The organism is Vreelandella maris (assembly GCF_013371085.1).
GTDB lineage: Bacteria > Pseudomonadota > Gammaproteobacteria > Pseudomonadales > Halomonadaceae > Vreelandella > Vreelandella maris.
In genome coordinates, this window is sequence record NZ_JABWCV010000011.1 from 1 (window position 1) to 24,787 (window position 24,787).

At 53.8% G+C, this 24,787-nt stretch carries 25 protein-coding genes and 1 pseudogene; 15 read left to right on the plus strand and 11 right to left on the minus strand.

Going from position 1 to position 24,787, the window contains the following annotated elements; translation table 11 throughout:
* Both HUO07_RS11060 and rho read left to right on the plus strand, forming a co-directional pair.
* Positions 1 to 109: pseudogene (locus HUO07_RS11060) on the plus strand (IS630-like element ISHsp2 family transposase); the annotation flags it as partial.
* Between the two features lie 532 nt (positions 110 to 641).
* A complete protein-coding gene (rho, locus tag HUO07_RS11065) occupies positions 642 to 1,598 on the plus strand; it encodes a transcription termination factor Rho (protein ID WP_176303620.1) in 957 nt (318 codons plus the stop codon).
* A 56-nt stretch (positions 1,599 to 1,654) separates the two neighbouring features.
* Here the strand turns inward: rho and HUO07_RS11070 are convergent, their stop codons facing one another.
* The gene (locus tag HUO07_RS11070; protein ID WP_176303726.1) at positions 1,655 to 2,851 is read right to left on the minus strand and encodes a DEAD/DEAH box helicase; all 1,197 of its coding nucleotides are present in this window, start codon (positions 2,849 to 2,851) and stop codon (positions 1,655 to 1,657) included.
* 171 nt (positions 2,852 to 3,022) lie between these two features.
* A complete protein-coding gene (soxR, locus tag HUO07_RS11075; protein WP_176303621.1) occupies positions 3,023 to 3,487 on the minus strand; it encodes a redox-sensitive transcriptional activator SoxR in 465 nt (154 codons plus the stop codon).
* 103 nt (positions 3,488 to 3,590) lie between these two features.
* Between soxR and HUO07_RS11080 the strand changes: the two genes are divergently transcribed.
* The 4 genes from HUO07_RS11080 (at position 3,591) to HUO07_RS11095 (ending at position 5,901) form a co-directional block, all read left to right on the plus strand.
* Complete coding sequence (locus HUO07_RS11080) at positions 3,591 to 4,016, plus strand: VOC family protein (RefSeq protein ID WP_176303622.1); 426 nt, start codon at positions 3,591 to 3,593, stop codon at positions 4,014 to 4,016.
* Positions 4,017 to 4,303: 287 nt separating this feature from the next.
* Positions 4,304 to 4,729: an N-acetyltransferase gene (locus tag HUO07_RS11085; protein ID WP_176303623.1), complete on the plus strand. Its 426-nt coding sequence runs from the start codon at positions 4,304 to 4,306 to the stop codon at positions 4,727 to 4,729.
* Positions 4,730 to 4,898: 169 nt separating this feature from the next.
* The gene (locus HUO07_RS11090) at positions 4,899 to 5,321 is read left to right on the plus strand and encodes a tetratricopeptide repeat protein (protein WP_176303624.1); all 423 of its coding nucleotides are present in this window, start codon (positions 4,899 to 4,901) and stop codon (positions 5,319 to 5,321) included.
* A 94-nt stretch (positions 5,322 to 5,415) separates the two neighbouring features.
* Positions 5,416 to 5,901 carry a YehS family protein gene (locus tag HUO07_RS11095; protein ID WP_176303625.1) on the plus strand — a complete coding sequence of 162 codons (486 nt, stop codon included), beginning with the start codon at positions 5,416 to 5,418 and terminating at the stop codon, positions 5,899 to 5,901.
* A 41-nt stretch (positions 5,902 to 5,942) separates the two neighbouring features.
* Here HUO07_RS11095 and HUO07_RS11100 read toward each other — a convergent pair whose 3' ends face one another.
* Positions 5,943 to 6,686 carry a class I SAM-dependent DNA methyltransferase gene (locus HUO07_RS11100; protein WP_176303626.1) on the minus strand — a complete coding sequence of 248 codons (744 nt, stop codon included), beginning with the start codon at positions 6,684 to 6,686 and terminating at the stop codon, positions 5,943 to 5,945.
* A gap of 201 nt (positions 6,687 to 6,887) precedes the next feature.
* On the opposite strand from HUO07_RS11100, the gene HUO07_RS11105 reads away from it, so the two are divergent.
* The 3 genes from HUO07_RS11105 to HUO07_RS11115 all read left to right on the plus strand — a co-directional run bounded on the left by HUO07_RS11105 (position 6,888) and on the right by HUO07_RS11115 (position 9,694).
* Positions 6,888 to 7,295 carry a DUF4019 domain-containing protein gene (locus HUO07_RS11105; protein ID WP_176303627.1) on the plus strand — a complete coding sequence of 136 codons (408 nt, stop codon included), beginning with the start codon at positions 6,888 to 6,890 and terminating at the stop codon, positions 7,293 to 7,295.
* A gap of 180 nt (positions 7,296 to 7,475) precedes the next feature.
* A complete protein-coding gene (locus HUO07_RS11110) occupies positions 7,476 to 8,831 on the plus strand; it encodes an NfeD family protein (RefSeq protein WP_176303628.1) in 1,356 nt (451 codons plus the stop codon).
* Positions 8,832 to 8,905: 74 nt separating this feature from the next.
* Positions 8,906 to 9,694 carry a slipin family protein gene (locus tag HUO07_RS11115; RefSeq protein ID WP_176303629.1) on the plus strand — a complete coding sequence of 263 codons (789 nt, stop codon included), beginning with the start codon at positions 8,906 to 8,908 and terminating at the stop codon, positions 9,692 to 9,694.
* A gap of 56 nt (positions 9,695 to 9,750) precedes the next feature.
* Here the strand turns inward: HUO07_RS11115 and HUO07_RS11120 are convergent, their stop codons facing one another.
* The 3 genes from HUO07_RS11120 to HUO07_RS11130 form a co-directional block, all read right to left on the minus strand.
* The gene (locus HUO07_RS11120) at positions 9,751 to 10,353 is read right to left on the minus strand and encodes a YqaA family protein (protein WP_176303630.1); all 603 of its coding nucleotides are present in this window, start codon (positions 10,351 to 10,353) and stop codon (positions 9,751 to 9,753) included.
* A 9-nt stretch (positions 10,354 to 10,362) separates the two neighbouring features.
* Entirely contained in the window at positions 10,363 to 11,181 is an 819-nt protein-coding gene (locus HUO07_RS11125) for a DUF1206 domain-containing protein (protein WP_176303631.1), read from the minus strand.
* A gap of 114 nt (positions 11,182 to 11,295) precedes the next feature.
* Positions 11,296 to 12,216, minus strand: a complete 921-nt coding sequence (locus HUO07_RS11130) for a glutaminase (RefSeq protein WP_176303632.1) — start codon at positions 12,214 to 12,216, stop codon at positions 11,296 to 11,298.
* Between the two features lie 215 nt (positions 12,217 to 12,431).
* On the opposite strand from HUO07_RS11130, the gene HUO07_RS11135 reads away from it, so the two are divergent.
* The 3 genes from HUO07_RS11135 to HUO07_RS11145 all read left to right on the plus strand — a co-directional run bounded on the left by HUO07_RS11135 (position 12,432) and on the right by HUO07_RS11145 (position 15,453).
* Entirely contained in the window at positions 12,432 to 13,289 is an 858-nt protein-coding gene (locus tag HUO07_RS11135) for a bifunctional transcriptional activator/DNA repair enzyme AdaA (protein WP_176303633.1), read from the plus strand.
* A 42-nt stretch (positions 13,290 to 13,331) separates the two neighbouring features.
* Positions 13,332 to 13,844 carry an O-acetyl-ADP-ribose deacetylase gene (locus tag HUO07_RS11140; protein WP_176303634.1) on the plus strand — a complete coding sequence of 171 codons (513 nt, stop codon included), beginning with the start codon at positions 13,332 to 13,334 and terminating at the stop codon, positions 13,842 to 13,844.
* 142 nt (positions 13,845 to 13,986) lie between these two features.
* Positions 13,987 to 15,453 carry a cobyric acid synthase gene (locus tag HUO07_RS11145; protein ID WP_176303635.1) on the plus strand — a complete coding sequence of 489 codons (1,467 nt, stop codon included), beginning with the start codon at positions 13,987 to 13,989 and terminating at the stop codon, positions 15,451 to 15,453.
* Here the strand turns inward: HUO07_RS11145 and HUO07_RS11150 are convergent.
* The gene (locus tag HUO07_RS11150) at positions 15,413 to 15,811 is read right to left on the minus strand and encodes a RidA family protein (RefSeq protein WP_176303636.1); all 399 of its coding nucleotides are present in this window, start codon (positions 15,809 to 15,811) and stop codon (positions 15,413 to 15,415) included. The two genes, HUO07_RS11145 and HUO07_RS11150, sit on opposite strands and share 41 nt — an antisense overlap.
* A 171-nt stretch (positions 15,812 to 15,982) precedes the next feature.
* Between HUO07_RS11150 and HUO07_RS11155 the strand changes: the two genes are divergently transcribed.
* Positions 15,983 to 16,546: a hypothetical protein gene (locus tag HUO07_RS11155; RefSeq protein WP_176303637.1), complete on the plus strand. Its 564-nt coding sequence runs from the start codon at positions 15,983 to 15,985 to the stop codon at positions 16,544 to 16,546.
* Between the two features lie 24 nt (positions 16,547 to 16,570).
* Here HUO07_RS11155 and HUO07_RS11160 read toward each other — a convergent pair whose 3' ends face one another.
* From HUO07_RS11160 to HUO07_RS11170, 3 genes are all read right to left on the minus strand, one after another.
* On the minus strand, positions 16,571 to 17,752 hold the full coding sequence (locus HUO07_RS11160) for a vWA domain-containing protein (protein WP_176303638.1): 1,182 nt from the start codon (positions 17,750 to 17,752) through the stop codon (positions 16,571 to 16,573).
* 3 nt (positions 17,753 to 17,755) lie between these two features.
* Positions 17,756 to 18,610, minus strand: a complete 855-nt coding sequence (locus tag HUO07_RS11165) for an AAA family ATPase (RefSeq protein WP_176303639.1) — start codon at positions 18,608 to 18,610, stop codon at positions 17,756 to 17,758.
* Positions 18,611 to 18,706: 96 nt separating this feature from the next.
* Entirely contained in the window at positions 18,707 to 20,677 is a 1,971-nt protein-coding gene (locus tag HUO07_RS11170; RefSeq protein WP_176303640.1) for a sigma-54-dependent Fis family transcriptional regulator, read from the minus strand.
* Between the two features lie 290 nt (positions 20,678 to 20,967).
* Here HUO07_RS11170 and HUO07_RS11175 point away from each other — a divergent pair, with 290 nt between their 5' ends.
* Positions 20,968 to 22,782, plus strand: coding sequence for an NAD(P)/FAD-dependent oxidoreductase (locus HUO07_RS11175; protein WP_176303641.1), 1,815 nt, complete (start codon positions 20,968 to 20,970; stop codon positions 22,780 to 22,782).
* Positions 22,783 to 22,797: 15 nt separating this feature from the next.
* Entirely contained in the window at positions 22,798 to 23,862 is a 1,065-nt protein-coding gene (locus HUO07_RS11180) for a 2,3-butanediol dehydrogenase (protein ID WP_281362649.1), read from the plus strand.
* A gap of 62 nt (positions 23,863 to 23,924) precedes the next feature.
* Here the strand turns inward: HUO07_RS11180 and HUO07_RS11185 are convergent, their stop codons facing one another.
* The gene (locus tag HUO07_RS11185; protein WP_176303642.1) at positions 23,925 to 24,689 is read right to left on the minus strand and encodes an SDR family oxidoreductase; all 765 of its coding nucleotides are present in this window, start codon (positions 24,687 to 24,689) and stop codon (positions 23,925 to 23,927) included.
* Positions 24,690 to 24,787 lie beyond the last annotated feature (98 nt).

Below are 24,787 nucleotides of genomic sequence, written 5' to 3' on the forward strand. Positions count from 1 at the left end.
GTACACCTGGCTGCCCTTGAGTGCCTATCTCTCGTTTGAACGTCTACATGAAGAGGTACACCGCTTACTCGGTGGTTACGGAACTGATCACGCGATTAATTTTGAATAGGCACTTAGAGAAGACGAATAATATCCTGCATGGCTATAAGCTGCAGTATAAGAAAGGCGATTTCTCGGGAGAAAAATGGCTTCCGTTATTTCAAGACTCGCTTGAGCAACTAAGTAAAGCTGCAAGCGATTTTGAGAAGCAAGTTCAGGAAATTGCGAAAAAAACATAACAAGGCTAGGTACGGCGATAGCTTTACCGTTGCGGCTTCGCCTTCAGGACAAAGCCGCACTTGCTGGCGGCGTTGAGACTGTAGAAAGCCCCCACTGATGCCTAAGTTTTGGTAGGATCGAGAAAAAAGACGAGGAGAGGTCAGCATGCCGCGCTTCAATTTCTATAAACACGATCAGAACGCCATGGTGATGACCCAACTACTAAGATCAGCTCCAACCCGATATCTTTGCGCACAAGATAGACCTATCCGTTTTCAATGCCAAGTGCCGTAACGATGCGACTGCTCGCTGTTTATGATGCAGCTATTTAATAAATCCATTACTCTATAAATTCAGGCTATTAAAGGCGTTCCATCTATATTATGACGAGAAAAACACTAAGTTTAAAGGCGAAAAGAGAATCAGATGCCAAGCCCGCCGACGAGGTTGAAGATCTATTCCCAAATGATCCCGAAAAGCGTTTTTTAAATGGCGTCGCTATTCATCCTTCCCCACGCATTTATTTAGAACCTGGCTCTCAAGAGCGTACTGTGCGGGCGATGGATTTGATTACTCCCATTGGGATGGGGCAGCGTGGGCTGATTGTTGCGCCGCCAGGCTCTGGCAAAACGACGATGTTAAAACATATCTGTCAGGCCGTGGCAGAAGCTCATCCTGACATAAAGCTGTATGCCTTGCTGATTGATGAGCGCCCTGAAGAAGTGACTGACTTTAAGCGCAGTGTGTCGGCAGAAGTACATGCCTCGTCTTCAGACGAAAGCTACACACACCATGTGCATATGGCTAATAAGCTCCTTGAGACGGCGCGTAGGCAAGCAGGCGAGGGGCATGATGTAATGATCGGGATCGATTCTCTTACCAGACTCTCGCGCGTTCATAATGCCGAGCAGCGAGGCAATGGTCGCACTATGTCGGGTGGGCTGGATTCCCGAGCGATGGAAATACCCCGAAAACTATTTGGTGCCGCGAGAAAGATCGAAAACGGCGGATCGCTCACCATTCTGGCCACCGTGCTGGTGGATACGGGAAGCCGTATGGATCAGGTGATTTTCGAGGAGTTCAAGGGCACGGGTAATATGGAACTCGTGTTATCCCGGGATGTGGCCAATCAACGGCTTTTCCCGGCGATCGATATTGCCAAAAGCAGTACCCGCCGCGAAGAGCTTTTGATTGATGTAAAAGATATTGAAAAAGTAAGGGCATTGCGTAGAGGTTTGACAACGCTTAAGCCAGTAGAAGGCGCGCAAAAGTTGCTTGCGTTGTTGGATAAATATCCCACTAATGCCGAGCTATTAGATGTGTTTTTACCAGATTCGTGAAGTGCCTATAATAAAGAAGCTCACCTTTTTTAAGAGGTGAGCTTCTTGGGTAAATTTTAACGATTACTTTGTTTATTATAATTTAAGTTTGACTCGGGTACTGCTTTTCGAACAGGGAAGCCTGCAATCTCTTTGCGCTCAATAATGCTTTTTAAACGCCGTTCAATGGCACAAAGATTTTTAAAGTCACTCATGTCGACTAACGAGATGGCTTCACCTGAGGCGCCCGCGCGGCCGGTTCGGCCAATGCGGTGGATGTATTCTTCTGGCTGAAAAGGTAAATCGTAATTCACCACACGACTCAGTTCATCAATATCCAAACCCCGCGCGGCAACCCCCGTGGCGACCAAGTATTTTAGCTCACCAGATTTGAACTGAGCCAAAATCTTTTCACGCATGGCTTGGCTTCTATCGCCATGAATGGAATCCGCTGTGATGCCGCGTTTTTCCAGTTGAGCAACAAGCTTGGCCGCATTGTGTTTTTTCTCGGTAAAAATAAGCGCCTGATCCCACTTTTGTTCGTTAATTAAGTGACTCAACAAGGCTGACTTAGTGTCTTTGTCGACGGTGATTAGCCACTGTTTGACATTAGCGGCGGCGCGGATGTTGGGAGAAATGGATATTTCAGCCGCCAGATCGGTCATCTGGCGATCTGAAAAATCGTAGGCGAGGGCGCGAACGTCGTCTGTGATGGTGGCCGAAAACAGTAGGTTCTGACGGTTTTCAGGTAGGCGTTCTATGATTTTACGGATATCGTCGGCAAAACCCATGTCGACCATTCTGTCCGCTTCGTCCAATACCATGACTTTAAGTTCATCAAAATGCAGCGCACGCTGATGCGCCAAATCAAGCAATCTGCCCGGCGTGGCGACCAGAATATCAACGCCTGCGATTAGGCGCGCTTTTTGAGCTTCCGTATCCACACCGCCATACATCGCCATCGAGGTTAAGTGTGTGTGTTTAGCGTATTGAGCCACATTGGCTTCGACCTGAACCGCTAACTCACGGGTCGGCACGAGAATCAGCGCACGTATGCGTTTTCCGCGTAACGTTCCCGCGTTACTGAATCGTTCTAGCAGAGGCAGAACAAAGGCAGCGGTTTTGCCTGTGCCCGTTTGTGCGGTGGCGATTAAGTCCTTACCCGAAAGAATGGCAGGAATCGCTTGTTCCTGGATGGGCGTTGGCGTTTGGTAACCTAGTTCGGTAATCGCTTGAACAAGAGAAGGGGATAATCCTAGTTTTGCAAATGGCATAAGGCGCCCTGACAGATTGTCGTAAGGTGTGTCGAAAATAAAAGATGAGGCAGTATAAAGTAAAAGCAGTCGTTCGATGCAGGAGAGGCTGATTGAGGCGCTAGAAGCCAATACTTGGCGTCACAATTCTAACATCAACCATCATCAGGCGGTTTGTGTACGTTAAATGGTCTAACAATCCAACCCAGCCCGCTGCTCAGCCTGATCTAAAAGCACTGGCCCGCTACCGAGCTCAGCCAGTTTGTCATCCGGGTTATAGAGCGGGCAATTGGTCATGCTTAGGCAACCACAGCCGATACAGCCTGCCAGGTTATCACGCAGCTTTTGCAGGTAAGCTATACGGCCATCAAGCATTTGCTGCCAGTTTTTTGAAAGATGCTGCCAGTCTTCCACCGTCGGTGTGCGGTTATTGGGCAGTGATTCAAAGGCTCGTTTGATCTCTTCCAAGCTAACGCCGACTTTCTGCGCGGCTTTAATCACTGAAATGCGCCTTAGCACTTCTGGTTTATAACGGCGCTGGTTGCCCGCATTGCGCCAGCTTTGAATTAGCCCCTGCTGCTCGTAAAAGTGCAGGGTGCTGACGTTGATACCGCAGCGCTTGGCCACCTTGCCAACACTCCAAATTGCCTCTGCCATCACGCACTCCTGAATCTTTTTTGCCATTTTTTCCAAAAACAGCTTTACCTCAAGTGAAGTTGAGGTTTTATCCTGCCATTTCACTTAATGCAAGGAGACACTTATGTACTTGGAACACGTGAATCTGGTCGTTGATGATATGGATGCCATGTTGGATTTTTATCGCGCCGTATTCCCGCATTGGCGGGTACGCGATGAAGGCCATGGCGAGTGGTATGGCAAACCGCGTAAATGGGTGCACTTTGGTGACGATGAGCATTACCTGGCATTAAGCGATCACGGCGAAGGGGCCAACCGCGACCTGAAAGGTCACAGCGTTGGGCTGGCCCATTTTGCCTATGTGACCGATAACCTGGATGCCGTGGTTGCCCGGTTAAATAACGCGGGCTATGCCATCGCCAAACCAGGCGCGACGGAGCCATTTCGCAAAAATGTCTATTTTGTCGATCCGGCCGGTTTTGAGGTGGAGTTTGTCGAGTATCTAAGTGACATCCCGGCCGAGCGGAATTTAAACCGCGATGCTCAGTAATAAGCAGGTCAGCGCCCTCCAGGGTGCTGGCTTCTTATGAGCAATTTAGATTTTCCGCGCCTAAAAATATTGTTGAATAATCTGGTAAAATTCCTTTTTGCTTTCGGAAGAAATTGTAGGAAGATACTTCATTTTCTTGAAGAATCAGATTTACCTTAAGGAAGGCAACGTATTTCCGCCTTATTTTATGAAGCTGCCTAGCCCTGGTATCGGTGCAAACCTATCCAGGGCTAGGCAGCTTTTCAGTAACGCCTTTGGCGCCGATGACCATCATTAGGAACATCTAGATGATTCGTGAATACCGAGAGGCGGATATTGAGCACATTTTGGATATCTGGCTTTCAGCCTCGATTAAAGCTCACTCCTTTGCTGGGTCAGAATACTGGCAGTCCAAAGTTAGTGAAATGCGTGATGTGTACATCCCCGCATCGGAGACCTTTGTCTATGAAGCGGGTGAGCAGATAGCAGGGTTTTACTGCCTCTATGGAGATACGCTGGCAGCCGTTTTTGTGTCACCAAGCTTGCAGGGCAATGGTATAGGGTCAGCGTTGATTGAGGATGCCAAGAGCAGAAGGTCGTGTTTGCAGCTCAGTGTCTACAGCCAGAATGCGCCCAGTATCAGCTTCTATAAACAGCATGGCTTCATTTCAATCGGTGAGCAGATTGATGAGCAAACGGGTCAACCTGAATTCATCATGGAGCATTACTGTTAATAGCGGTAAGCGGTCTGGTCTTGCTACAAAAACCGAAAAATGAACGTCCGTAGTGCTATCCGCAACGGGTATAATGTCACCGGCCACGGTGAGTTGGCGGTTCCACAAACGTTGTTTTTAGCAGGTTTTTTACTTGTTACTGATTTTAATAGAGAAAAGGTAGCCGTTCATGATTAACACCAAAATATACAAAGCGGTTTACGAACTCGCTGAAAAGCTCATGAAGGCTGCTGATAAAGAGGATAGAGAGGCGTTTGACGCGCTTTATGCGCAGTTGGAAGCGATCTGCACCGAGAACGAAAACACCGATAAGGACCATCCAGAGCAGTGGGAAACGCTGGCTGACTTCACGGAAGAACTGGATGAGGCGTTGGCTGTCTACGAAAAAGCCTTTGAGAAAGCCGTTGCAGTTAACTCGAAAGACCATATGTCATCCATCGCCTTTTCCATGGCGAAGCTGCAGGTGGAGTTGGGCCAGGCTGACGCTGCGATCAACAATCTTAAAAAGGCCCAAATTACCGCCAACAAGATTGAAGATGGCGAGCTTAAAGACGAAATTGATGAGTTGCTTGGAAAGCTGACAACAGGTTAGTTGTTAAGCTGCTGATGTTAGTGGTATTCACGATAAACGTAGATGCACATAAAGCCTGATTGTGCTGGTTTTGCCTAAGACTAGGGATACAATTTTGACCAATAACGATATTTTCCGCCGCATACGTTACGCCTTTGACTTAAAAGACAGCACCATCGTGGATATTTTCGCCTTGGCAGAGGTCAGCGTGGCTCAGGAGCAGGTAACTGCCTGGTTGAAAAAGGATGAAGACGACGCCTTTGTGACGATGAAAAATAGAGAGCTGGCAGCGTTTCTGAACGGCTTTATAAGCTTCAAGCGTGGTAAGCGCGAAGGCCCGCAGCCAGCGCCAGAAACGCAGTTGAACAACAACATGGTGTTCCAGAAGCTGCGCATTGCCTTAAACCTAAAGGCTGACGATATTCTGGCTATTTTTGAGCTGGCAGGCTTCCGTATCAGCAATCATGAATTAAGCGCTTTTTTCCGTAAGCCAAGCCACAAGAATTATCGCGAGTGTAAAGATCAGGTGCTGCGTAACTTTTTACTCGGCGTTCAGCGCCAACTTCGGCCCAGCTCTAACGATTCAGATTCAGAAGCCTAAATCGTTAGGACAGAAGGTTAGCGCCGATGCGCTTTCAAGCGTTAACGCTTCACACAGACAAAAATCGCATTGCCCGAGACGTTATCCCACGGGGTAATCGTCTCGTAGTTATGCTCAAACACGTGCACCTCGAAGTAAGGCGTCAGCAGGGCGATGAGCTCATTAAAACTCACTGCCACCATAGAGTGCTCGTCATTCCAAACCTGCTTTTCTTCTGCGTTGGTTTTCTCGATGCTTAGCCTAAGCGACTGCTTTTCACCCTGCCCACTGTAGTGCCAGCCTGAGCGGAACGTGAATAAATCGTCTGCTTGTTTGGCGCTGTGTTTTACCGATAAGCCGTTATCGATTTTGTCTTTATCGACTGCGTTAAAACAGAAAATTCCGCCAGGCTTGAGCGCGCGATGAGCGCTTGAAATACATCCATCTAGCTTCTCGATCCCGTCGCTGTAATGAATCGAGTATAAAAAACAGGTGATTAAATCCAGCGGCTCGCTGACGTCAAAGCTACTCATATCCTGCAACGAAAAGTGTGCTTCTGGGCAGCGTGTGGCGGCGATATCCAGCATCGGCTGGTTGATATCCAGCCCGCCGCTGGCGTAGCCAAAATCAATAAAGTGGCGCACGTGGGGGCCTGTGCCGCAGGCTAAATCCAGATGGGCGGTGCCGTCGTTACCGAAAAGCTGATGCAGCCGTCGAATGGCGTTGCTTTGCGCTTGGTAGTCGATATCTACGCACATCAAATCGTAGTAGCCGGAAAGGTCGGTATAGAGTGCGTTGACGGACATGGTCGCCTAAAGGTGAGGGCTGGATAGGTTGGGTGGCGCATAGTAAACGAGCAGGTGGGATTTGAGAAGCGCGGACCACGACAGGTGAATCCCTTTCTATCATTAGTCGCCGTTAGGCGGGATTAACGTTAAAGAAATCCCCCCAGCTTCCGATAATGACTTAAGACGCACGATTAAACCTGGCTGCCACAAGAGTTTGCTATGTCCAAAACAGTGACTTTTATCATTGCTACCGTGCTTCTCGTGCTAACCACGAACGCGTATTCACATACCGATGCGGCTGAAGCGGCAGCGCTGGCGTGGCTAGAAGCCATCGATAGCGGTGAGTATGAGCAAGCGTGGGAGGCATCCTCAACGTTGCTGCAGGTGCCGCTCTCTTCCAATATGCTGGCCCGTACCATCAACGCTGCCCGGCGTGATTTTGGGGCGGTTGAGTCCAGGCGGCGAATACGTGTTATCCGTGAAACATCCATGCCTGGCGCGCCTGTTGGTGATTATGCGGTGTTTACGTTCCAGACCCGTTTTGAAAATAAGCCTCAGATTACCGAAACTATCACGCCTCACCTAGAAGGCGGCGATTGGAAGGTAAGCGGCTATTACGTCAACTAACCAACTCCCAACCAACTCCCTCGAACGTCCTTCCAGCCATCGCTATTGCTTAGAATAACTTCCTGCGGTTAGGCGTTATCACGCTTAACCGCCCGCTATCATATTGTTCATGACTAAGCTCACTGCGGGTGCTACGTTGAGTAGATACCCTTGAGCGTATTGATAGCTGCTGGAGCGGATATGCACTCCCTTTCTCACAAATCGCACTGGCTGTGGCTGTGGCTGTTGGTGGCGGGATTGCTGATGGCGGCGCTGTCGCTCACGTGGCAGGCCAGGTCACAAACCTCGCCCAGCGCTTTAATCCTCAATATTGAAGGCGCTATCGGCCCTGCGACCAAGGATTATTTTGAGCGTGGTCTTCGTAAAGCCCGAGAGCAGGGCAGCGAAGTAGTGATTGTTGAGCTTGATACCCCCGGCGGATTGGTTGATACCACCCGCGATATGATTCGGGAAATGCTCAATTCAGACCTGCCGGTGGTGATGTATGTTTCCCCCAGTGGCGCGCGCGCAGCCAGTGCAGGTACCTATCTGCTTTACGGCAGCCACGTAGCGGCCATGGCGCCTTCTACCCATTTGGGCTCTGCGACACCGGTGCAAATGGACGGTGGCGGACTGACTGGTGATGATGAGGCGGGCGAGGAGTCTGAAGGCGAGCAAGAAGGCAGCGCCATGGAGCGCAAGGTGATTGAAGACGCGGTAAGTTTTATCCGCAGCCTAGCAGAGCGCCACGGCCGCAATGCGGATTGGGCAGAAGAGGCGGTGCGCGATGCGGTCAACCTCACCGAAAGTGAGGCCTTGAAGCAAAATGTCATTGATGTGGTGGCGCGTGACATTAATGACCTGCTCGCTCAGCTTGACGGTATGACCGTGGTGATGGAGCGCGGCGAGGAGTCATTGGCGACGGCGAATCTTGTCATTGAACGTTACGACCCGGACTGGCGTACTCAACTGCTCTCGCTGATCACCAATCCTAACGTTGCCTATTTACTGATGATCATCGGCTTTTACGGGCTGATTTTCGAGCTTTCCAGCCCCGGCAGCCTTTTTCCCGGCACCATTGGGGTAATCTCCCTGCTGCTAGCGCTGTTCGCTTTTCAGGTTCTACCCATTAACTATGCGGGCCTGGCACTGATGGTGGTGGGAATGGCACTGATGGTAGGCGAGGCGTTCATGCCCAGTTTCGGCGTGTTGGGGGCGGGCGGCATTATCGCTTTTGTGCTGGGGTCGGTGATGCTGATGGATGCCGAACATTTGGCTATCTCGTTACCGCTGATTGGCGGGGTGGCCCTGATTTTTGGCGCCTTGATGCTATGGACGTTAACGCGCTTTGCAACGCTGCGGCGGCGTCCGGTGCACAGCGGTGCGGAGCAACTAATTGGTGCAACGGCAGTGGCGCTGGAGGATTTTGAAACCAACGGCCATGTGCGCCTGCATGGCGAGCGCTGGAACGCGGTGAGCGATGCGCCCGTAAAACAGGGTGATGAGCTTGAAGTGGTGCGTCTTGAAGGCTTGACGGTTTATGTGACGCCCCGGTGATGCTCGCAACGGTGGCGTGCTTTCCCCATAACGAACCATCTGCAAAACGAGCCATCTGCAAAACGAGGTGCCCAATGATTATTTCGTATTTAGTCCCTATGGTGCTGGTGGTGATGTTGATTGCTGCCTCCATTCGCATATTGCCGGAGTACAAGCGCGGCGTGGTGTTCTTTCTGGGCCGTTACCAGAAAGTGAAGGGGCCAGGGTTGGTCATTGTGATTCCTGCCATTCAGAAGATGGAGGTGGTGGATTTACGTGTGATCACCATGGACGTACCCGAGCAGGATGTCATTTCCCGGGATAACGTCACCGTCAAGGTCAATGCGGTGCTTTACTTCCGCGTTGTCGACCCTGAAAAGGCGATCATTCAAGTCGAGAATTTCACCCAGGCGACCAGTCAGTTGGCGCAGACCACGCTGCGTTCCGTGCTGGGCAAGCATGACCTGGATGAGATGCTTTCCGAGCGGGATAAACTCAACGACGATATCCAGGAAATCATTGATACCCAAACCGAAGCCTGGGGTATCAAAGTGGCCAATGTTGAAATCAAACATGTGGATCTGGATGAGAGCATGATTCGCGCCATTGCCCGCCAAGCCGAAGCGGAGCGCGAGCGTCGCGCCAAGGTGATCCACGCCGAAGGGGAGCTCCAAGCATCCAAAAAGCTGGTGGAGGCCGCCAACGTGATGCAGGAGAATTCTACCGCGCTACAGCTTCGCTATCTGCAAACCATGAGCGACATGAGCAACAAAAATGCCTCGACGATTGTGTTCCCGCTACCCATGGACATCATGGAGGCCTTCAAAGATATGAAAGCCAAGCATACTGCAGCAACGCCTGGTAAGACGCAGGATGATGTGTAAGCCAATGCCAAACGCGCATTGTTAAGGTGGGGTTGTGGATGTTTCAACAGCGCCAGTTAAGCAATCAGCCCCGCCAAAGCCTGCATTCCCAGCGCCACCACCAGTACCACTACACCCGCCACCAAGCTGGTTGCTAGGGCTTGTTGCTTCCACAACATCAACACCCGGCTTCCAAAGCGGTGAACGAGCCAGGCCAGCCCGAAGTAACGCAGGCCGCGGGCAATTAAGGCCGCTAGCGCAAAGAGTAGGACCGGATAGCCGGAAAGGCCTGCAGTAATCATCGCGACCTGAAAGGGAATGGGCAGAATGCCAATGGCTAAAATCGCAGCAAAACCATACTGGTCGAAGAAGGTTTGGAACGACTGATAGCTCTGTTCCATACCCATAAACTCAATAAACCAAGTACCTATCGACTGAAAAAGCAGCATGCCAACGCCATAGCCGACCAGCGATGCAATTAAGCAACCTGCGGTAGTGACCGTCGCTAAAAGCCAGATACGGTGTTTATTAGCCGCCATCAGCGGGATCAGCACCAGCTCAAGCGGAATGGGCAGAATAATCGTTTCTAAAAAGGAGAGGGTGCCGAGTAACCACAGCATGTTCTTTGAGCCGTTAATACGCTCAAACCACTGCTTGGTTCGCTTTGTTGTATTGGCCATTAGGGGTCGCTACATCTCTGGATTAATGCGACGATAAATAGCCGCTAATAGGCTGTATAGGCCAAACGCGAAGAGTCCTATAGCGACAACGGCCAGCAACCATTGACCGTATGCTTGGCTGCGCAGCGTACTAAATACTTCAGCCGTACCGCCTGCCTGGTCGGGATTAAACTGATAAGCGGCAATCAGAAAGAAACTACCCACGATGACAAATACAATCCCGCGAATGATTAAGCCAAAACGGCATATGGGATAAGCCCATTTTTGGGTTTGAGGTGGCATCGCGAAGTGTTTGTGAAACTTAGCCTTGTAGCCTTTAAACGCATGGGCGATGCCTACGCCAATCATAACCAAGCCAACAGCCCCTACCAGCCAGCGGCCAAAAGGCTGCTGCATCAACCAGCCTGCCACGCCCTGTGAGCCTCCGCCTGAACCCCCGGAAGAGCCCGTAAACTGGAAGATGAGCGTGGCGGCAAAAAAGGCCAATAACGTATGGGTAATCGCACTCGCTAATAAGCCCGCACGAATAGCTAAGCCTTTAGCACCGTTGCCGTGACGGTCGGCGTCTTTGACCGCTTGAATGGTGCGCCACATGGCGTAGCCAACCAAGCCCACTGCGATGACACCTAATAGTATTTTTCCAAAAGGGGCGATGAGGACTCTTTCCAATGCACCGCGGCTACCTTCTGTTTGGCCACCTTGACCAAAGGCTGCCAGCGCGGCAAGGCCACCCACTAAAACATACACGATGCCGCGGGAGGCGTAGCCCATGCGGGCGAAAAGCGTAATCGCATCACGGTGATCGGGGTTTTTCATACTATTAGCCATGGTGTCCTCCTGACTTGATATGGCGTTGCGATATGTCCGTATTTGGCCGCCTGCCTATACTGTGGGAGTGACTTACTATTGTCTAGCGTAGGAAAAGGGGCGGAGGTGCGTACTTTAATGCCCAAACACCGACCAGCCTGTGCGCTGCACAAACATTTCGAGCGCTTGGGTGCCTAACAGGCTGTTGCCGTAGGCATCTAACCCCGGTGACCAAACGGCAATCGCGCCGTGGCCTGGGGCGATGGCCAGTATGCCGCCGCCCACGCCACTTTTGCCGGGCAGGCCCACCCGAAAGGCGAACTCCCCTGAAGCGTCGTAGTGCCCACACATCATCATCAATGAATTGATACGCCGTGCCCGCTGAGGGGCGACGACTCGAATGCCGCTGGGTTTGTTGACGCCATCCGAAGCCAGGAACAGGCCGGCATGAGCGAGCTGTTCGCAGCTCATCGCAATAGCACACTGATGAAAGTAGGTGCCCAGTACCTTATCGACATCGTGGCGAAGATGACCAAAGGCTTTCATGAAATGCGCTAATGAAGCATTGCGGTCGCGGTGCGCCATTTCGGAGGCGGCTACCGCATGGTCAAAGCAAATGCTGTCGTCATCGGCGATATAACGCACAAAACTGAGAATTTCACCCAGCGTCTCTTTGGGTTCATGGCCCATCATGATCGCATCGACTACCGCAATGGCTCCGGCGTTGATAAACGGGTTACGCGGTTTGCCGCTTTCGTGTTCAAGCTGCACGATAGAATTGAAAGGGTCGCCCGAGGGTTCACGGCCCACTTTTGTCCAGAGTGAGTCGCCCATTTGGCCTAGCGCGATCGTTAGCGTAAAAACTTTGGAAATGCTTTGGATTGAGAAAGGGGTGGTCGCGCAGCCCGCCGAATATACCTGGCCATCGACGGTGGCGAGGGTAATGGCAAATTGTTGTGGGTCAACATGGCCAAGTTCGGGAATATAGTCTGCGACCTTGCCACGCTCCTCTGCTTTCGCCATGGCTGCGGCAATGTCATCAATTAAGTCTTGCATGGGCTTAGTGTGCACTGTCAATGGAGGCGGGGCCTCACCCTAGCGGAAAACAAGTAGATTGTCTTTTTTGCATCACCGAAACAATAACGCTAAAACAGTGGGTGTTTGCCCACAACGCATTGAGCAAGATACGGGTCGGCAACGGGGCCTTGAGCGCTTAGTCTGCCATGATAAGCCCATAAGTAGCCTGAAACGAAACGGCTAGAGAGATAAACATGAACGATTATGCGCGTATCGAAAAAGCCATGACCTACATGGTTGCCAATGCCACTGAGCAGCCTGATTTGGAAACAGTGGCCGCTCACGTTCATATTAGCGCCTTCCATTTCCAGCGGCTGTTTTGTCGTTATGTGGGGATTAGCCCTAAACGATTTTTACAGGCGCTAACGCTGGAGCGGGGTAAGCAGTTGATGCACTCCTCTACTTCGTTGCTGGATATTGCTCATACCCTGGGGCTTAGCGGCGGATCACGGCTTTATGATCACTTTGTTCAGCTAGAGGCCGTTACGCCTGGGGAGTATAAGCGCCAGGGTGAGGGCGTTGAGATTACTTATGGGGTTCATGACACGCCTCTTGGCAGCATGTTTGTGGCAATGACGCCCCGTGGTATTTGTCGCATGGGCTTTATCGATACCACCAGTGAAGAAGAACTGCTAAAAAGACTAGCCATGGAGTGGCCGCGCAGCACCTTCCACCCTAACCGAGTTGCCACGCGCTATGCGGTGGAGGCGATTTTTGCCAAGTCAGAAGAGGCGCCGGCTGCTTTGTCATTGCACGTGACGGGCACCAATTTTCAAATTGCCGTGTGGCGGGCACTACTCACTATTCCCGAAGGCCAGCTGGCCAGTTATTCGCATATCGCTAAGGCATTAGGCACGCCAAAATCCTCCCGTGCAGTAGGCAATGCCGTGGGCGCTAATCCGATCGCGCTGTGGATTCCCTGCCACCGGGTGATTCAGCAAAGCGGTGCGCTTGGCGGCTACCGGTGGGGTGTTGAGAAAAAGCGGATGGTGCAAGCCTGGGAGCTGGCGCAATTGAGTGCTTCAACCCCTGAAGTTGAACTGTCTCTATAAAGCAGTCGCGAAGTAAAGATGAAGTAAAGAAGGAGGTTTTGTATGAACATCAACGCCGTTCAAGCGGATATAACACGCCTGAAGGTCGATGCGATTGTGAACGCCGCGAACACCTCACTACTTGGGGGCGGCGGTGTTGACGGCGCCATCCATCGCGCTGCGGGGCCTGAACTACTGAAAGCCTGCAAGGAACTAGGCGGCTGCGCGACAGGAGAAGCCAAGCTGACGGATGGTTTCGAGTTACCGGCCCGCTATGTCATTCATACGGTTGGCCCGGTGTGGAAGGGCGGAGAACAAGGCGAGGAGGTGCTGCTTGCCTCCTGCTATCGGCAGTCTTTAGCGTTGGCGGCTACGGTCAGTGCTGACACAGTGGCTTTCCCAAGTATCAGCACCGGCGTGTACCGTTTTCCCATCCAGCAGGCCGCAGCGATAGCCGTCTCAACGGTTAAAGCGGTATTGAAGGAGTACCCAAGCGTTGAGTCGGTGACATTCTGCTGTTTTTCGGCTGATGATTTGGCGGTTTATCACGCGTGTCTTAATCAATTAACCGATTAGGGTCGTAAAAAGGAAAAGGGCATGGGTAGAGGTAGATAGTGGTCGTACGATAATCGATATGTCTGAAAATGGTTAGACGCATTGCGCCGTTTACCACCTCCCGCTACAGTCTCGCCCTTGTTCACCTGGGCGGGATAACGTGATGGCTTCACTGATGATTCAAGGCACCACCTCGGATGCAGGTAAAAGCACTGTGGTGGCTGCGCTATGCCGTGCACTGGCAAGGCGTGGCATCTCAGTGGCGCCGTTTAAACCCCAAAACATGGCGCTGAATAGCGCTGTGACCAGCGATGGTGGGGAGATTGGTCGCTCCACGGCGCTGCAGGCCCAGGCATGTTATCTGGCCCCCCACAGCGATATGAACCCGGTACTGCTAAAGCCGGAAACGGATCGTGGCGCCCAGGTGATTTTGCGCGGCAAGGTGCATGGCCATATGGATGCGCTGGATTACCATGCCTATAAACGCACTGCAAAGGCGAGCGTAATGGCGGCTTGGCAGGCACTGGAAAGCCGCTTCGATGTGATTATTGCCGAAGGCGCGGGTAGCCCTGCAGAAATTAATCTTCGCGAAGGCGATATTGCCAATATGGGTTTTGCCGAAGCCGCCGACTGCCCGGTACTGCTGGTGGGCGATATTGACCGTGGCGGCGTGTTTGCTCAGCTGGTCGGCACGCTGGCGCTGCTAAGTGAGAGCGAGCAGGCGCGCACCAAAGGTTTTATTATTAACCGCTTTCGAGGAGATATTGCGCTGCTGGAACCGGGGCTTGATTGGTTGGAAGCGCGTACGGGTAAACCGGTACTGGGCACGCTGCCCTATCTGCAAGGGCTGGTGCTTGATTCTGAAGATAGCATTGGGGTGACCCAGGCCGAGAAGCAGAGCAAGGTGCTTACTATCGTCGTGCCAGCACTTTCACGCATCAGTAACCACACTGATTTCGACCCGCTGCGCTTGCACCCTCAGGTGGCGCTGACCTTTGTGGGGCCCGAGCAGCCGATTCCTGCTGCTGACGTGATTATCCTGCCTGGTAGTAAAAGCACTGCGAGCGATCTTGCCTGGTTACGGCGCCAGGGCTGGGATAAAGCCATTCAGCGCCACCTGCGTTACGGCGGTAAGGTGTTAGGTATTTGCGGTGGCTTTCAAATGCTGGGCGAGTGGGTGGATGACCCTGATGGGCTGGAGGGCCAGCCGGGGAAAGAAGCAGGATTGGGACTGCTGCCGCTCACAACGCGTATGGTGGCGGGCAAACAGCTGCGAAATGTGAGCGGCATAACGGTAACTGAAGGCGCGACAGTCACCGGCTATGAAATCCATAATGGCGTGAGCGAAGGGGCGGCCTTGAATTCCCCCTTATTTACTGTGGATGGTCGCCCGGAAGGTGCCGTTAGCGGTGATGGACAGATTCTAGGAACCTACCTGCATGGCTTGTTTGACCATCCCGACGGCTGCCAGGCACTGCTGAAACAGTTAGGTTTGGTTAACGGTGAACAGAGCGATTATCAAGCCCACCGAGAGCGTGAGCTTGATCGCTTGGCCGATATGCTGGAAGCCCACGTCGATATTGAGGCGGTTATTGCGCTGATTGATGCTGGCGCTTCGCCATCACGGTGATTTCAACATTGCTACCGCCGCATATATGGGGGGATTCGGTACAGGTGCGCGCCGGGTAGCGACCGGGTTCAAAATACTCGGCGTAAACACCATCCATGTCTTGAATAGCGTGTAAGTCAGTAAGGTGGATATCCACGCGCACTACATCGGCAAAGCTACCGCCTTCCATTTCAAGCATGCGCAAAAGTGCGCGCATCACAAGGCGCGTCTCTTCTTTAATGTTTCCCCGTGCGGCGTGGCCGTTGGAGAGGTCGGCGACGGTTAGCCCTGAAATAAACACATAATGATCGTCTATGACCATGTGGCTGCCGGGGAAACTCGGGGTGGGCATGGTGGGGTCATTCGTAAAGGTGGTCATGTTAGCTCCTTCTAAGTCAATGTTCACATTTACAGTGACTGACGACAGCCTGTTGGCAGTCGTGTTCAGTATCAGTATAAATGAATGGGTCTATCGCGTGGCACAAGGCACTGTCCAAACGACGGTGATTGCTCTAGGCTTGCGGCTTTTCAGTCGGCGAGGTTGATTCCAATGAAGGTCGTACACGTTAACGCAGAGGCCCAGCGCAATGCCTGTCTGGCGCGTTTATGCGCTGAAGTTTACGGACAAGATGCCGGTCTAACGCCGCTTGTCGTGTTTACCGGCGCCTGCAGTGTGTTCTTTCCACAAGAAGCTGCACGATTATTTGCTGCCGTTGACGCCCAGGGTAAGCCTCAAGCGTTGGCACTACTAGTGCTTGACGAAGAAGGCGTGGGCATGACGGTTACCCACGCCTGCTCGCTTGACCAAGCAGACGCCCAGCAGCGCTTGATTAGTGAACTTACCTTGAAAGCCCCTTTGCGCGTCGATGTGGATAGCGCCGAGCAGGAAGCGTTCTACCAGAAGAGTGGTATCAAGCGTTGGTTCGGCGGGGCTGGGGGTAAACGCATTGGTTTAGGCGCGCGCCACCCCGCCAAAAGCGTCAATGAGCTGGCACCTACCCTTAGCTTGGATGAAGCGCTGATTCTGCGTCGTTTTAAACACGACCCAAAGGCATTTGAGCAGGCGAAGCAGGCATTTTTAACCGGACTTGATAACTTTCCTACTGCCTTATAGGGCGCTGTATTGCGTAACAGCTGGCTACTTTTTCGCCAGTTCGCGCATGGCGGTTTCTAACCCTTCAAGCGTCATGGGATACATACGATCTTCGATAATCTCGCGAATGAGTTTGGTCGAATAGGTGTACTCCCAGGCGCGGGGCGGCAAAGGGTTAAGCCATGCCAAGCGCGGAAACGTGTCACATAGGCGCTTCAGCCACATGCCGCCCGGTTCGTCATTAAAATGCTCAACGCTACCGCCTGGATGGGAAACTTCGTAGGGTGACATGGCAGCGTCACCCACAATCACTACTTGGTAATCCGCGCCATAGGTGTGCAATACATCCATGGTCGGAATGCGCTCGTTGCCCCGGCGCAGGTTATTTTTCCATACGCCTTCATACAGGCAGTTATGGAAGTAGTAGTGCTCCAGGTGCTTGAACTCGGAGCGGGCCGCCGAGAACAGCTCTTCACACACGCGAATATGGTCATCCATCGATCCTCCCACGTCCAAAAACAGCAGCACTTTAACGGCGTTGTGGCGCTCTGGGCGCATCTGCACATTGAGTAGCCCGGCATCTTTGGCGGTTTCGCGGATGGTGCTATCCACATCGAACTCGTCCTGCGCGCCCTGGCGGGCAAACTTGCGCAGCCGCCGCAGCGCCATTTTAATATTGCGGGTGCCGAGCTCCAGTGAGTCATCGTAATCCCGAAAGCGTCGCTCGTCCCACACCTTGGTGGCACGACGGTGACGCGAGCCATCCTGGCCAATACGAATGCCTTCCGGGTTGTAGCCATAGGCGCCAAAGGGGCTAGTGCCGCCGGTACCGATCCACTTGTTGCCGCCTGCGTGGCGCTCTTTCTGCTCTTCCAGGCGTTTTTTAAACGTCTCGATGAGCTCTTCGAGGCCGCCCAGGGATTCGATCTTGGCTTTTTCTTCATCGGTGAGCTGTTTTTCAAACTCGCGGCGCAGCCAGTCATCGGGGATCAGCGCCTCAATGGCGGCGTCCATGTCCTCAAGGCCTTTAAACCAGGCGGCGAAGGCGCGATCAAAACGGTCGAAGTGGCGCTCATCTTTGACCATCACCGTGCGCGCTACCTGATAAAACGCCTCCATATCGGCGAACACCACGCCGCGCTCCACTACGGCATGAAGGTCTAAAAGCTCGCGCAGTGAGACGGGCACGCCCGCGCGCTTTAACGTTTCAAATAGGCCAATAAACATGGCTTAGCGCCCTGTGTTCTTCTGGCGACGCATCATGAATGCCAAGCGCTCGAGCAACTGGGTGTCCTGCTCATTCTTGACCAAGGCGCCAGCCATGGGCGGCAAGGCCTTTGCTGGGTCGCGGTTATAGAGTGCTTCTTGCGCCAGCTCGTCGGCCATCAGCAGTTTGAGCCAGTCGACCAGCTCGGAGGTGGAGGGTTTTTTCTTGAGTCCGGGCGCCTTGCGAAGCTCGAAAAACACTTCTAACGCTTCGCTGACCAGCTTAGGGGCGATATCTGGAAAGTGAACATCGACAATCGCCTGCATGGTCTCGCGGTCGGGGAATTCGATGTAATGGAAAAAGCAGCGGCGCAGAAAAGCATCCGGCAGCTCTTTTTCGTTGTTGGAAGTGATAACGATGATCGGGCGCTGCTCGGCGCGGATGGTTTCCCCAGTTTCGTAAACGTGAAATTCCATACGATCCAGTTCCTGGAGCAGGTCGTTGGGAAATTCGATATCCGCCTTGTCTATTTCGTCGATCAGCAGCACCACACGCTCGCCAGCGGTAAAGGCATCCCAGAGTTTACCGGGCTTGATGTAGTTAGCGACGTTCTCGACACCTTCCACGCCCAGCTGTGAATCCCGCAGACGGCTTACCGCATCGTACTCATACAGCCCCTGGGCCGCCTTGGTGCTGGATTTGATGTGCCAGGTGATCAACTGAGTATCGAGAGATTCAGCCAACTCTTCAGCCAGCAGTGTTTTGCCAGTGCCCGGCTCGCCTTTGATGAGAAGTGGCCGCTCAAGCACCACGGCGGCATTTACCGCCTGCTTGAGTGCATCGGTTGCGATATACGAAGAGGTGGAGTCAAATGCCATAACGGGCCTCGGCTTGTCGGAAGCATAATAGAAATAAGATTCAAACAAGTGTACGTGAGGCTGGCCGCCCAGGCCAAGCGGTAGGGCTGTCAGTCGTCAGGCCTTATTTGGCGGCACGATGCCCTGGCGCTGCATTTGCCGATACACCGTTGGCCGTGAAACGCCCAGTTCGCGGGCAACGGCGCTGATATTCCACTGATGCTGCTGAAGCTGTGTGATGAGATGACTATCGGCGGTTTCCCTCGCAGGGGTGGTTAGCGAAGGCGTGTGGGTAATGCGCTGGCTCAGGCACTGTTCGGGCAAGTCGTAAACGGTGATTTCATCGCTCTCGGCAGTCACTAAGGCAAACGCCAGGGCGTTTTTAAGCTGACGAATATTGCCGGGCCAGGCGTAGGCGAGCAGGGCGCTGATGGCATCGGCCCGTAGACGGGGCGATTGGCTGCCGCCGCGCTCGCTGACCACATCGTTAAACACCTGACGAATCACGTAGAGCTTGTCGGCGCGTTCACGCAGTGGTGGCAAGCGCAGCTGGGCGCCGTTTAATCGGTAGTAGAGGTCTTCGCGGAAGGCTCCCTCCTCAATCAACTTGTCGATATGGCGATGGGTGGCAGTGATCACGCGGAGGTCGACCTTGACGGGTTTGTTCGCCCCCAGCGGCATCACTTCACGCTCGGCGAGTACCCGCAGCAGGCGGGTTTGCAGGGCCAGCGGCATATCGCCAATCTCATCTAAGAATAGCGTGCCGCCATGGGCTTGAGGGATGAGCCCGCGCATGCCTTTGGCACGTCCGCCGGTAAATGCGCCGGGTTCATAGCCGAATAGCTCGCTCTCAATCAGCGCTTCGGGAATGGCAGCACAGTTCACCGCAATAAAAGGCCCTTTTGCTCGGTTGCCGCTGTCGTGCAGGGCGCGGGCGACGACCTCTTTACCTGTACCGGTTTCACCGCTGATCAGCACGTTGACACTGGCTTCGTTACGCAGCCGTTCGGCCAGTTTTTGCAGCTTGCGTATGGCGGGGTCGTCAGCACCTAGCCGTGCTAGCGGCTTGGGCTGCGTGGAAGTTGTCTTATTCGGTGGGGCAGTGCGCGGCCTGCGGGGCTCCAGAAGGCTAATAAAGTAGATGGCGTTGCTGGCGCGGGCACGGAACGCACGAAGCTGGTCATCAGTGGCGCTATTAATACTCAATACATCGGTAATCTCGCATTCAAACAACTCGCTGAGCATGGTCGCGTGTTGTGCAGCCCAAGGCGGCCAGCGGCGCTGATGGTCGGCGATCAGTTCACGGCCAACGGCATTGGCGGCGATCACTTGGCCGTTCTCCTCAATGGCGATCAGGCCGCGGCCATTCACATGGACAAACTCTCGGGAGGTGTCCAGGCGCACCATCAAACAGTCGCGGTAACGCTGAAGGAAGTAGGCGTCTTCGATCATGCGGGCGTAAAGCGTGACCAGCGATAGGCTGAAATTCTGGCTTTCATGCTGGGCAGGCGATTGCAGCGCCGAGATATCCAGCACGGCCATCACGTTGCCCTGCGGGTCGGCAATGGGGGCGGCGGTGCAGGTGAGCGAAATATGCGTAGCGTCGAAGTGCTCCTGACGGTGGCAAATGATCGCTTGGCGGTCGTAAAGGCAGGTGCCTACTGCGCAGGTCCCCGCGAAGCGCTCGTCCCAATCGGCACCTAAATAGAGGCCCGCTTTGCGCAGCTGCTGGTCTTGATTTGGGTTGCCGCGAAACTCGACGGTAATGCCGCGATGGTCGGTGAGCAGCAGCACGTAGCCCAGTTGGGCGATTTGCCCGTAAAGCTGCTCGACCCCGGCGCGGGCAACGTGCAGCAGCTCATCGACGGATTCACGATGTTCTATGAGTGTTTGCTGAGGCACCACGCGGGCAGGGCGTGGCTGCGTAGGGTCGAGCTGGTATTCGTTCAGGCAGCGCAGCCAAGAGCGCCGAATCATGGGTTGAGCCGGTAGTTGTGGTATTTCCAAGCCTTCGCCGAGCTGGAAAATATGCTCGATATGCTGGCGCTGAACGGATTGAAGCCGTGCAGGTGGCGACTGAGTGGGCATGGCGTTTTACGCTCTGGGGCTTGTTGTTGTTCTTCAAGCCTATGCGCTCTGAGGGTGGTGTCAACGTGCGTGTATTACGCCGTTAGTCGTGCGTTACACCTGTAACGTTTTACTGTAAACGGTGTGACAGGTGTACGTGTTTTACAACGCCTTAGCGAAAGCAGATTAAACTACATTGTTTTTACTTTTCAATTGCTTATTGATAGTTTGGCGTATTTGGCACGGCGGGTGCTTAGGGTTGGATGTCTTATCGACAATTCAACAACAACAACGACCTTGGAGTACCCGCGATGACTGACACACAAGTACGCACACCACAAAACGCTACCAGCACCGTCAACGCATGGCTGCATGATTTTGATGAGGCGCTGCAAGCGCAGGATATTCAGCGTGTGCTATCGCTGTTTAACGACGAGTGCTATTGGCGTGACTTTCTTACCTTTACCTGGAATTTAAAAACCTGCGAAGGCAAAGATGATATCCAGGCGATGCTCGATGCCACGCTGGCCCATACCCAGCCCACCCAGTGGCAGCTGGAAGGGGAGGCTAGCGAAAACGGCGATACCGTTGAGGGGTGGTTCATCTTTAAAACAGCCGTGGCTAGCGGCAAGGGTTACTTGCGCCTGAAGAACGGCAAGTGCTGGACACTGCTCACCACCATGCAGGCGCTGGATGATTTTCCAGAGCCGCGCAATCACCACCGGCCAAAAGGGGCAGAGCACGGTGCCAACAAACAGCGGGAAACCTGGCTGGAAGCGCGGGAGCGCGAGGAAGCCGAGCTGGGCTACAAACAGAAGCCTTACTGCGTGATTATCGGTGGCGGCCAGGGTGGAATTGGCCTTGGGGCGCGGCTGAAACAGATGGGCGTGCCGACCATTATCATCGAGCGCAACGAGCGCGCGGGGGACTCCTGGCGCAACCGCTATAAATCGCTCTGCCTGCACGATCCAGTGTGGTACGACCACCTGCCCTATATTCCCTTCCCCGAGAACTGGCCGGTGTTTGCCCCGAAAGACAAGGTGGGCGATTGGCTGGAAATGTACACAAACGTGATGGAGCTCAATTATTGGAGTGCCACCGAGTGTCAGAATGCACGCTTCGATGAAGCCGCAGGCGAGTGGATCGTGAACGTGAAGCGTCACGGCGAGGAGATCACGCTACGCCCGAAACAGCTGGTGATGGCCACCGGTATGTCCGGGGTGCCTAACGTGCCTCAGTTCCCAGGGGCGGAGAGCTTTAAAGGCGAGCAGCAGCACTCCAGCCAGCACCCAGGGCCGGATGCTTACACGGGCAAAAAGTGTGTGATCGTGGGCTCGAATAATTCTGCCCACGATATTGCCGCGGCACTCTGGGAGCACGATGCCGATGTGACCATGCTGCAGCGCTCGTCGACCCACATCGTCAAGTCGGATTCATTGATGGAAGAAGTGCTGGGGCCACTCTACTCGGAGGAGGCGGTGGCCAGTGGGCTGACCCATGACAAAGCCGATCTGATTTTTGCCTCGATTCCTTACAAAGTACTACCGGACTTCCAGCGCCCGGCGTTTGATGCCATTAAACAACGCGACGCTGAGTTCTATCAAAAGCTGGAAGACGCGGGCTTTATGCTCGATTTTGGCGACGATGAATCCGGTCTGTTCTTGAAGTACCTGCGCCGTGGTTCGGGTTACTACATCGATGTCGGCGCCTGTGACTTGGTGGCCAATGGCGATATCAAGCTACGTAGCGGCCTAGGGATCGAACGAATCAATCCACACTCCATCACTCTTACCGATGGCAGTGAGTTAGAGGCAGATTTAATCGTTTATGCCACTGGCTACGGTTCCATGAACGGCTGGGCGGCGCGGCTTATCTCTCAGGAAGTGGCGGATAAAGTGGGCAAGTGCTGGGGCTTGGGCTCCGACACCACCAAAGACCCCGGCCCCTGGGAAGGCGAGCTACGCAATATGTGGAAGCCCACCCAGCAGGAAGCGCTTTGGTTCCATGGCGGCAACCTGCACCAGTCCCGGCACTACTCGCACTATTTGGCGCTGCAGTTAAAGGCTCGTATGGAGGGGCTGGAAACGCCCGTCTATGGGCTGCAGCCGGTTCACCATACGTCGTAACAGGAAGCGTAAGCCATGAGTCAGACAAGCATGCAGGCAGCGGTTTGGTATGCCGCCAAAGATTTACGCGTTGAGCAAGTCTCGGTTCCCACCATCAGCGATCCCCATGAAGTGAAGGTGAAAGTGGCTGCCTGTGGTATTTGTGGCAGCGACTTGCATGAGTATGCCGCCGGGCCGATTTTTATCCCGGTGGGCAAGCCGCACCCTATTAGCGGCGAACAGGCGCCGATCATCATGGGCCATGAGTTCGCTGGGGAAGTGGTAGAAATTGGCGAGAAAGTAACGCGGGTGAAGGTAGGCGACCGTGTGGCGATTGAGCCGATTCTCTCCCCCAATAAGGATGGCGCTTATCAGATGGAGCGCTACAACCTCACGCCCTTGCTGGGCTTTCACGGCCTCTCGGGTGGTGGCGGCGGCTTTTCCGAGTTCACCGTGATGGGCGAGCACATGGTACACAAGCTGCCGGATGATCTCAGCTTCGAGCAGGGCGCGCTGGTAGAGCCAGCCGCCGTGGCGCTACATGCGGTGCGCCAAAGCTGCCTAAAAGCCGGGGATAGTGCGGCGGTGTTTGGTGCTGGGCCGATTGGTTTGATGACCATCGAAGCGCTAAAAGCTGCAGGGGCCGCGCAGATTTATGCGGTGGAAGTGGCGCCATCTCGCAAGGCCAAAGCTGAAGCGTTAGGTACCACTGTGGTTGATCCGCAGCAAGACGATGTGGTGGAGAAACTGCAAGCCTTAAGCGGTGGCGGGGTGGACGTGGCGTTCGAAGTCACCGGTATTCCTGCCGTGCTCAACCAAGCGCTGCACAGCACCCACGAAGGGGGCGAAGTAGTGGTGGTGAGTATTTGGGAAGGGGAAGCCAGCTTTCATCCCAATGATTTGGTGATTAAAGAGCGCACCATGAAGGGCATTATTGCCTATCGTCATGTGTATCCTGCGGTGATGGCACTGATGCAGCGGGGCTACTTTCGCGCTGAAGATATGGTCACTCAGCGCATTCCACTGGCGGACATTGTGGAGGAGGGCTTTGAAGCGCTGCTAAACGATAAGGCCCAGGTGAAAATTATCGTCACGCCTTAGGGTTACCTTCCGGCATAGCGTAAGGCCATCTTCGGATGGCCTTTTTTGATGCGGCTGTGTCGCTACTCGGCATAAATCATTTTGCGCGTCATACCGCCATCGGCCACAAAATTTTGTCCGGTGATAAAGCCTGCCTCTGTTGAGAGCAAAAAGCGAGTCAGCGCGGCAATATCGTAGGGTGTGCCGACGCGGCCTGCGGGGTGCTGCTCGCGGTCTACCGCGCGATGTTCGACCGGCTGCTGGCGGCTGGGTTTTTGCCAGTCACCGACTTCAATCCAGCCAGGGCTGATCGCGTTGACGCGAATCTCAGGACCGAGGCTGACCGCTAGCGCATGGGTGAGGGCGACAATGCCGCCTTTGCTGGCCGCGTAGGCCTCGGTATCCGGCTCCGATTGAAGGGCGCGGGAAGATGCCATCAGCACAATGCTGCCACCGTGAGGGCGTAAATACGCGGCTCCGTGTTTGGCACACAAAAAAGCGCCGGTGAGGTTGGTGTTTAAGTAAGCTTGCCATGTCTCCAGTGAAAGCTGCTCCACCGGGCCATGGAAGGGGTCTGCGATGCCTGCGTTATGCACGATGCCGTTTAGCTGGCCAAAGTGGTTTACCGTTTTTTCAAGGCTATGCACCACCTGCGCCTCATTGCTGGCATCCGCCATAAGTGTTAGCAGGTTTTCACGGCGGGGCAGCCGCTCAGCGGCCTCACTTAGGGCTTCTTCGTCGATATCAGTGATGGCAACGCGGTAACCGCCGGTGAGCAGTGTGTGGGCGATACCGAGGCCAATTCCCTGGGCACCGCCAGTGATATAGATAGTTTGAGGTGTGGTCATCACTGTTTTCCATAGTAGGTGGAGCGGCTGAAAGTGGCAGCCGTTTGAATGTGAAATATCGATACAACCAGCGACAGCCGACGAATTAATGCATACAT

Excerpts from the sequence above, each read along its gene's own strand:
- HUO07_RS11110 (WP_176303628.1), top strand. The coding sequence starts at position 7,476 with ATGCACTCCCTTTCTCACAAATCGCACTGGCTGTGGCTGTGGCTGTTG.
- HUO07_RS11130 (WP_176303632.1), bottom strand. The coding sequence starts at position 12,216 with ATGCAAGACTTAATTGATGACATTGCCGCAGCCATGGCGAAAGCAGAG.
- HUO07_RS11080 (WP_176303622.1), top strand. The coding sequence starts at position 3,591 with ATGTACTTGGAACACGTGAATCTGGTCGTTGATGATATGGATGCCATG.
- HUO07_RS11140 (WP_176303634.1), top strand. The coding sequence starts at position 13,332 with ATGAACATCAACGCCGTTCAAGCGGATATAACACGCCTGAAGGTCGAT.
- soxR (WP_176303621.1), bottom strand. The coding sequence starts at position 3,487 with ATGGCAGAGGCAATTTGGAGTGTTGGCAAGGTGGCCAAGCGCTGCGGT.
- HUO07_RS11145 (WP_176303635.1), top strand. The coding sequence starts at position 13,987 with ATGGCTTCACTGATGATTCAAGGCACCACCTCGGATGCAGGTAAAAGC.
- HUO07_RS11090 (WP_176303624.1), top strand. The coding sequence starts at position 4,899 with ATGATTAACACCAAAATATACAAAGCGGTTTACGAACTCGCTGAAAAG.
- HUO07_RS11115 (WP_176303629.1), top strand. The coding sequence starts at position 8,906 with ATGATTATTTCGTATTTAGTCCCTATGGTGCTGGTGGTGATGTTGATT.
- HUO07_RS11185 (WP_176303642.1), bottom strand. The coding sequence starts at position 24,689 with ATGACCACACCTCAAACTATCTATATCACTGGCGGTGCCCAGGGAATT.
- HUO07_RS11085 (WP_176303623.1), top strand. The coding sequence starts at position 4,304 with ATGATTCGTGAATACCGAGAGGCGGATATTGAGCACATTTTGGATATC.
- rho (WP_176303620.1), top strand. The coding sequence starts at position 642 with ATGACGAGAAAAACACTAAGTTTAAAGGCGAAAAGAGAATCAGATGCC.
- HUO07_RS11135 (WP_176303633.1), top strand. The coding sequence starts at position 12,432 with ATGAACGATTATGCGCGTATCGAAAAAGCCATGACCTACATGGTTGCC.
- HUO07_RS11165 (WP_176303639.1), bottom strand. The coding sequence starts at position 18,610 with ATGGCATTTGACTCCACCTCTTCGTATATCGCAACCGATGCACTCAAG.
- HUO07_RS11180 (WP_281362649.1), top strand. The coding sequence starts at position 22,798 with ATGAGTCAGACAAGCATGCAGGCAGCGGTTTGGTATGCCGCCAAAGAT.
- HUO07_RS11105 (WP_176303627.1), top strand. The coding sequence starts at position 6,888 with ATGTCCAAAACAGTGACTTTTATCATTGCTACCGTGCTTCTCGTGCTA.
- HUO07_RS11070 (WP_176303726.1), bottom strand. The coding sequence starts at position 2,851 with ATGCCATTTGCAAAACTAGGATTATCCCCTTCTCTTGTTCAAGCGATT.
- HUO07_RS11150 (WP_176303636.1), bottom strand. The coding sequence starts at position 15,811 with ATGACCACCTTTACGAATGACCCCACCATGCCCACCCCGAGTTTCCCC.
- HUO07_RS11175 (WP_176303641.1), top strand. The coding sequence starts at position 20,968 with ATGACTGACACACAAGTACGCACACCACAAAACGCTACCAGCACCGTC.
- HUO07_RS11100 (WP_176303626.1), bottom strand. The coding sequence starts at position 6,686 with ATGTCCGTCAACGCACTCTATACCGACCTTTCCGGCTACTACGATTTG.
- HUO07_RS11170 (WP_176303640.1), bottom strand. The coding sequence starts at position 20,677 with ATGCCCACTCAGTCGCCACCTGCACGGCTTCAATCCGTTCAGCGCCAG.
- HUO07_RS11155 (WP_176303637.1), top strand. The coding sequence starts at position 15,983 with ATGAAGGTCGTACACGTTAACGCAGAGGCCCAGCGCAATGCCTGTCTG.
- HUO07_RS11120 (WP_176303630.1), bottom strand. The coding sequence starts at position 10,353 with ATGGCCAATACAACAAAGCGAACCAAGCAGTGGTTTGAGCGTATTAAC.
- HUO07_RS11125 (WP_176303631.1), bottom strand. The coding sequence starts at position 11,181 with ATGGCTAATAGTATGAAAAACCCCGATCACCGTGATGCGATTACGCTT.
- HUO07_RS11160 (WP_176303638.1), bottom strand. The coding sequence starts at position 17,752 with ATGTTTATTGGCCTATTTGAAACGTTAAAGCGCGCGGGCGTGCCCGTC.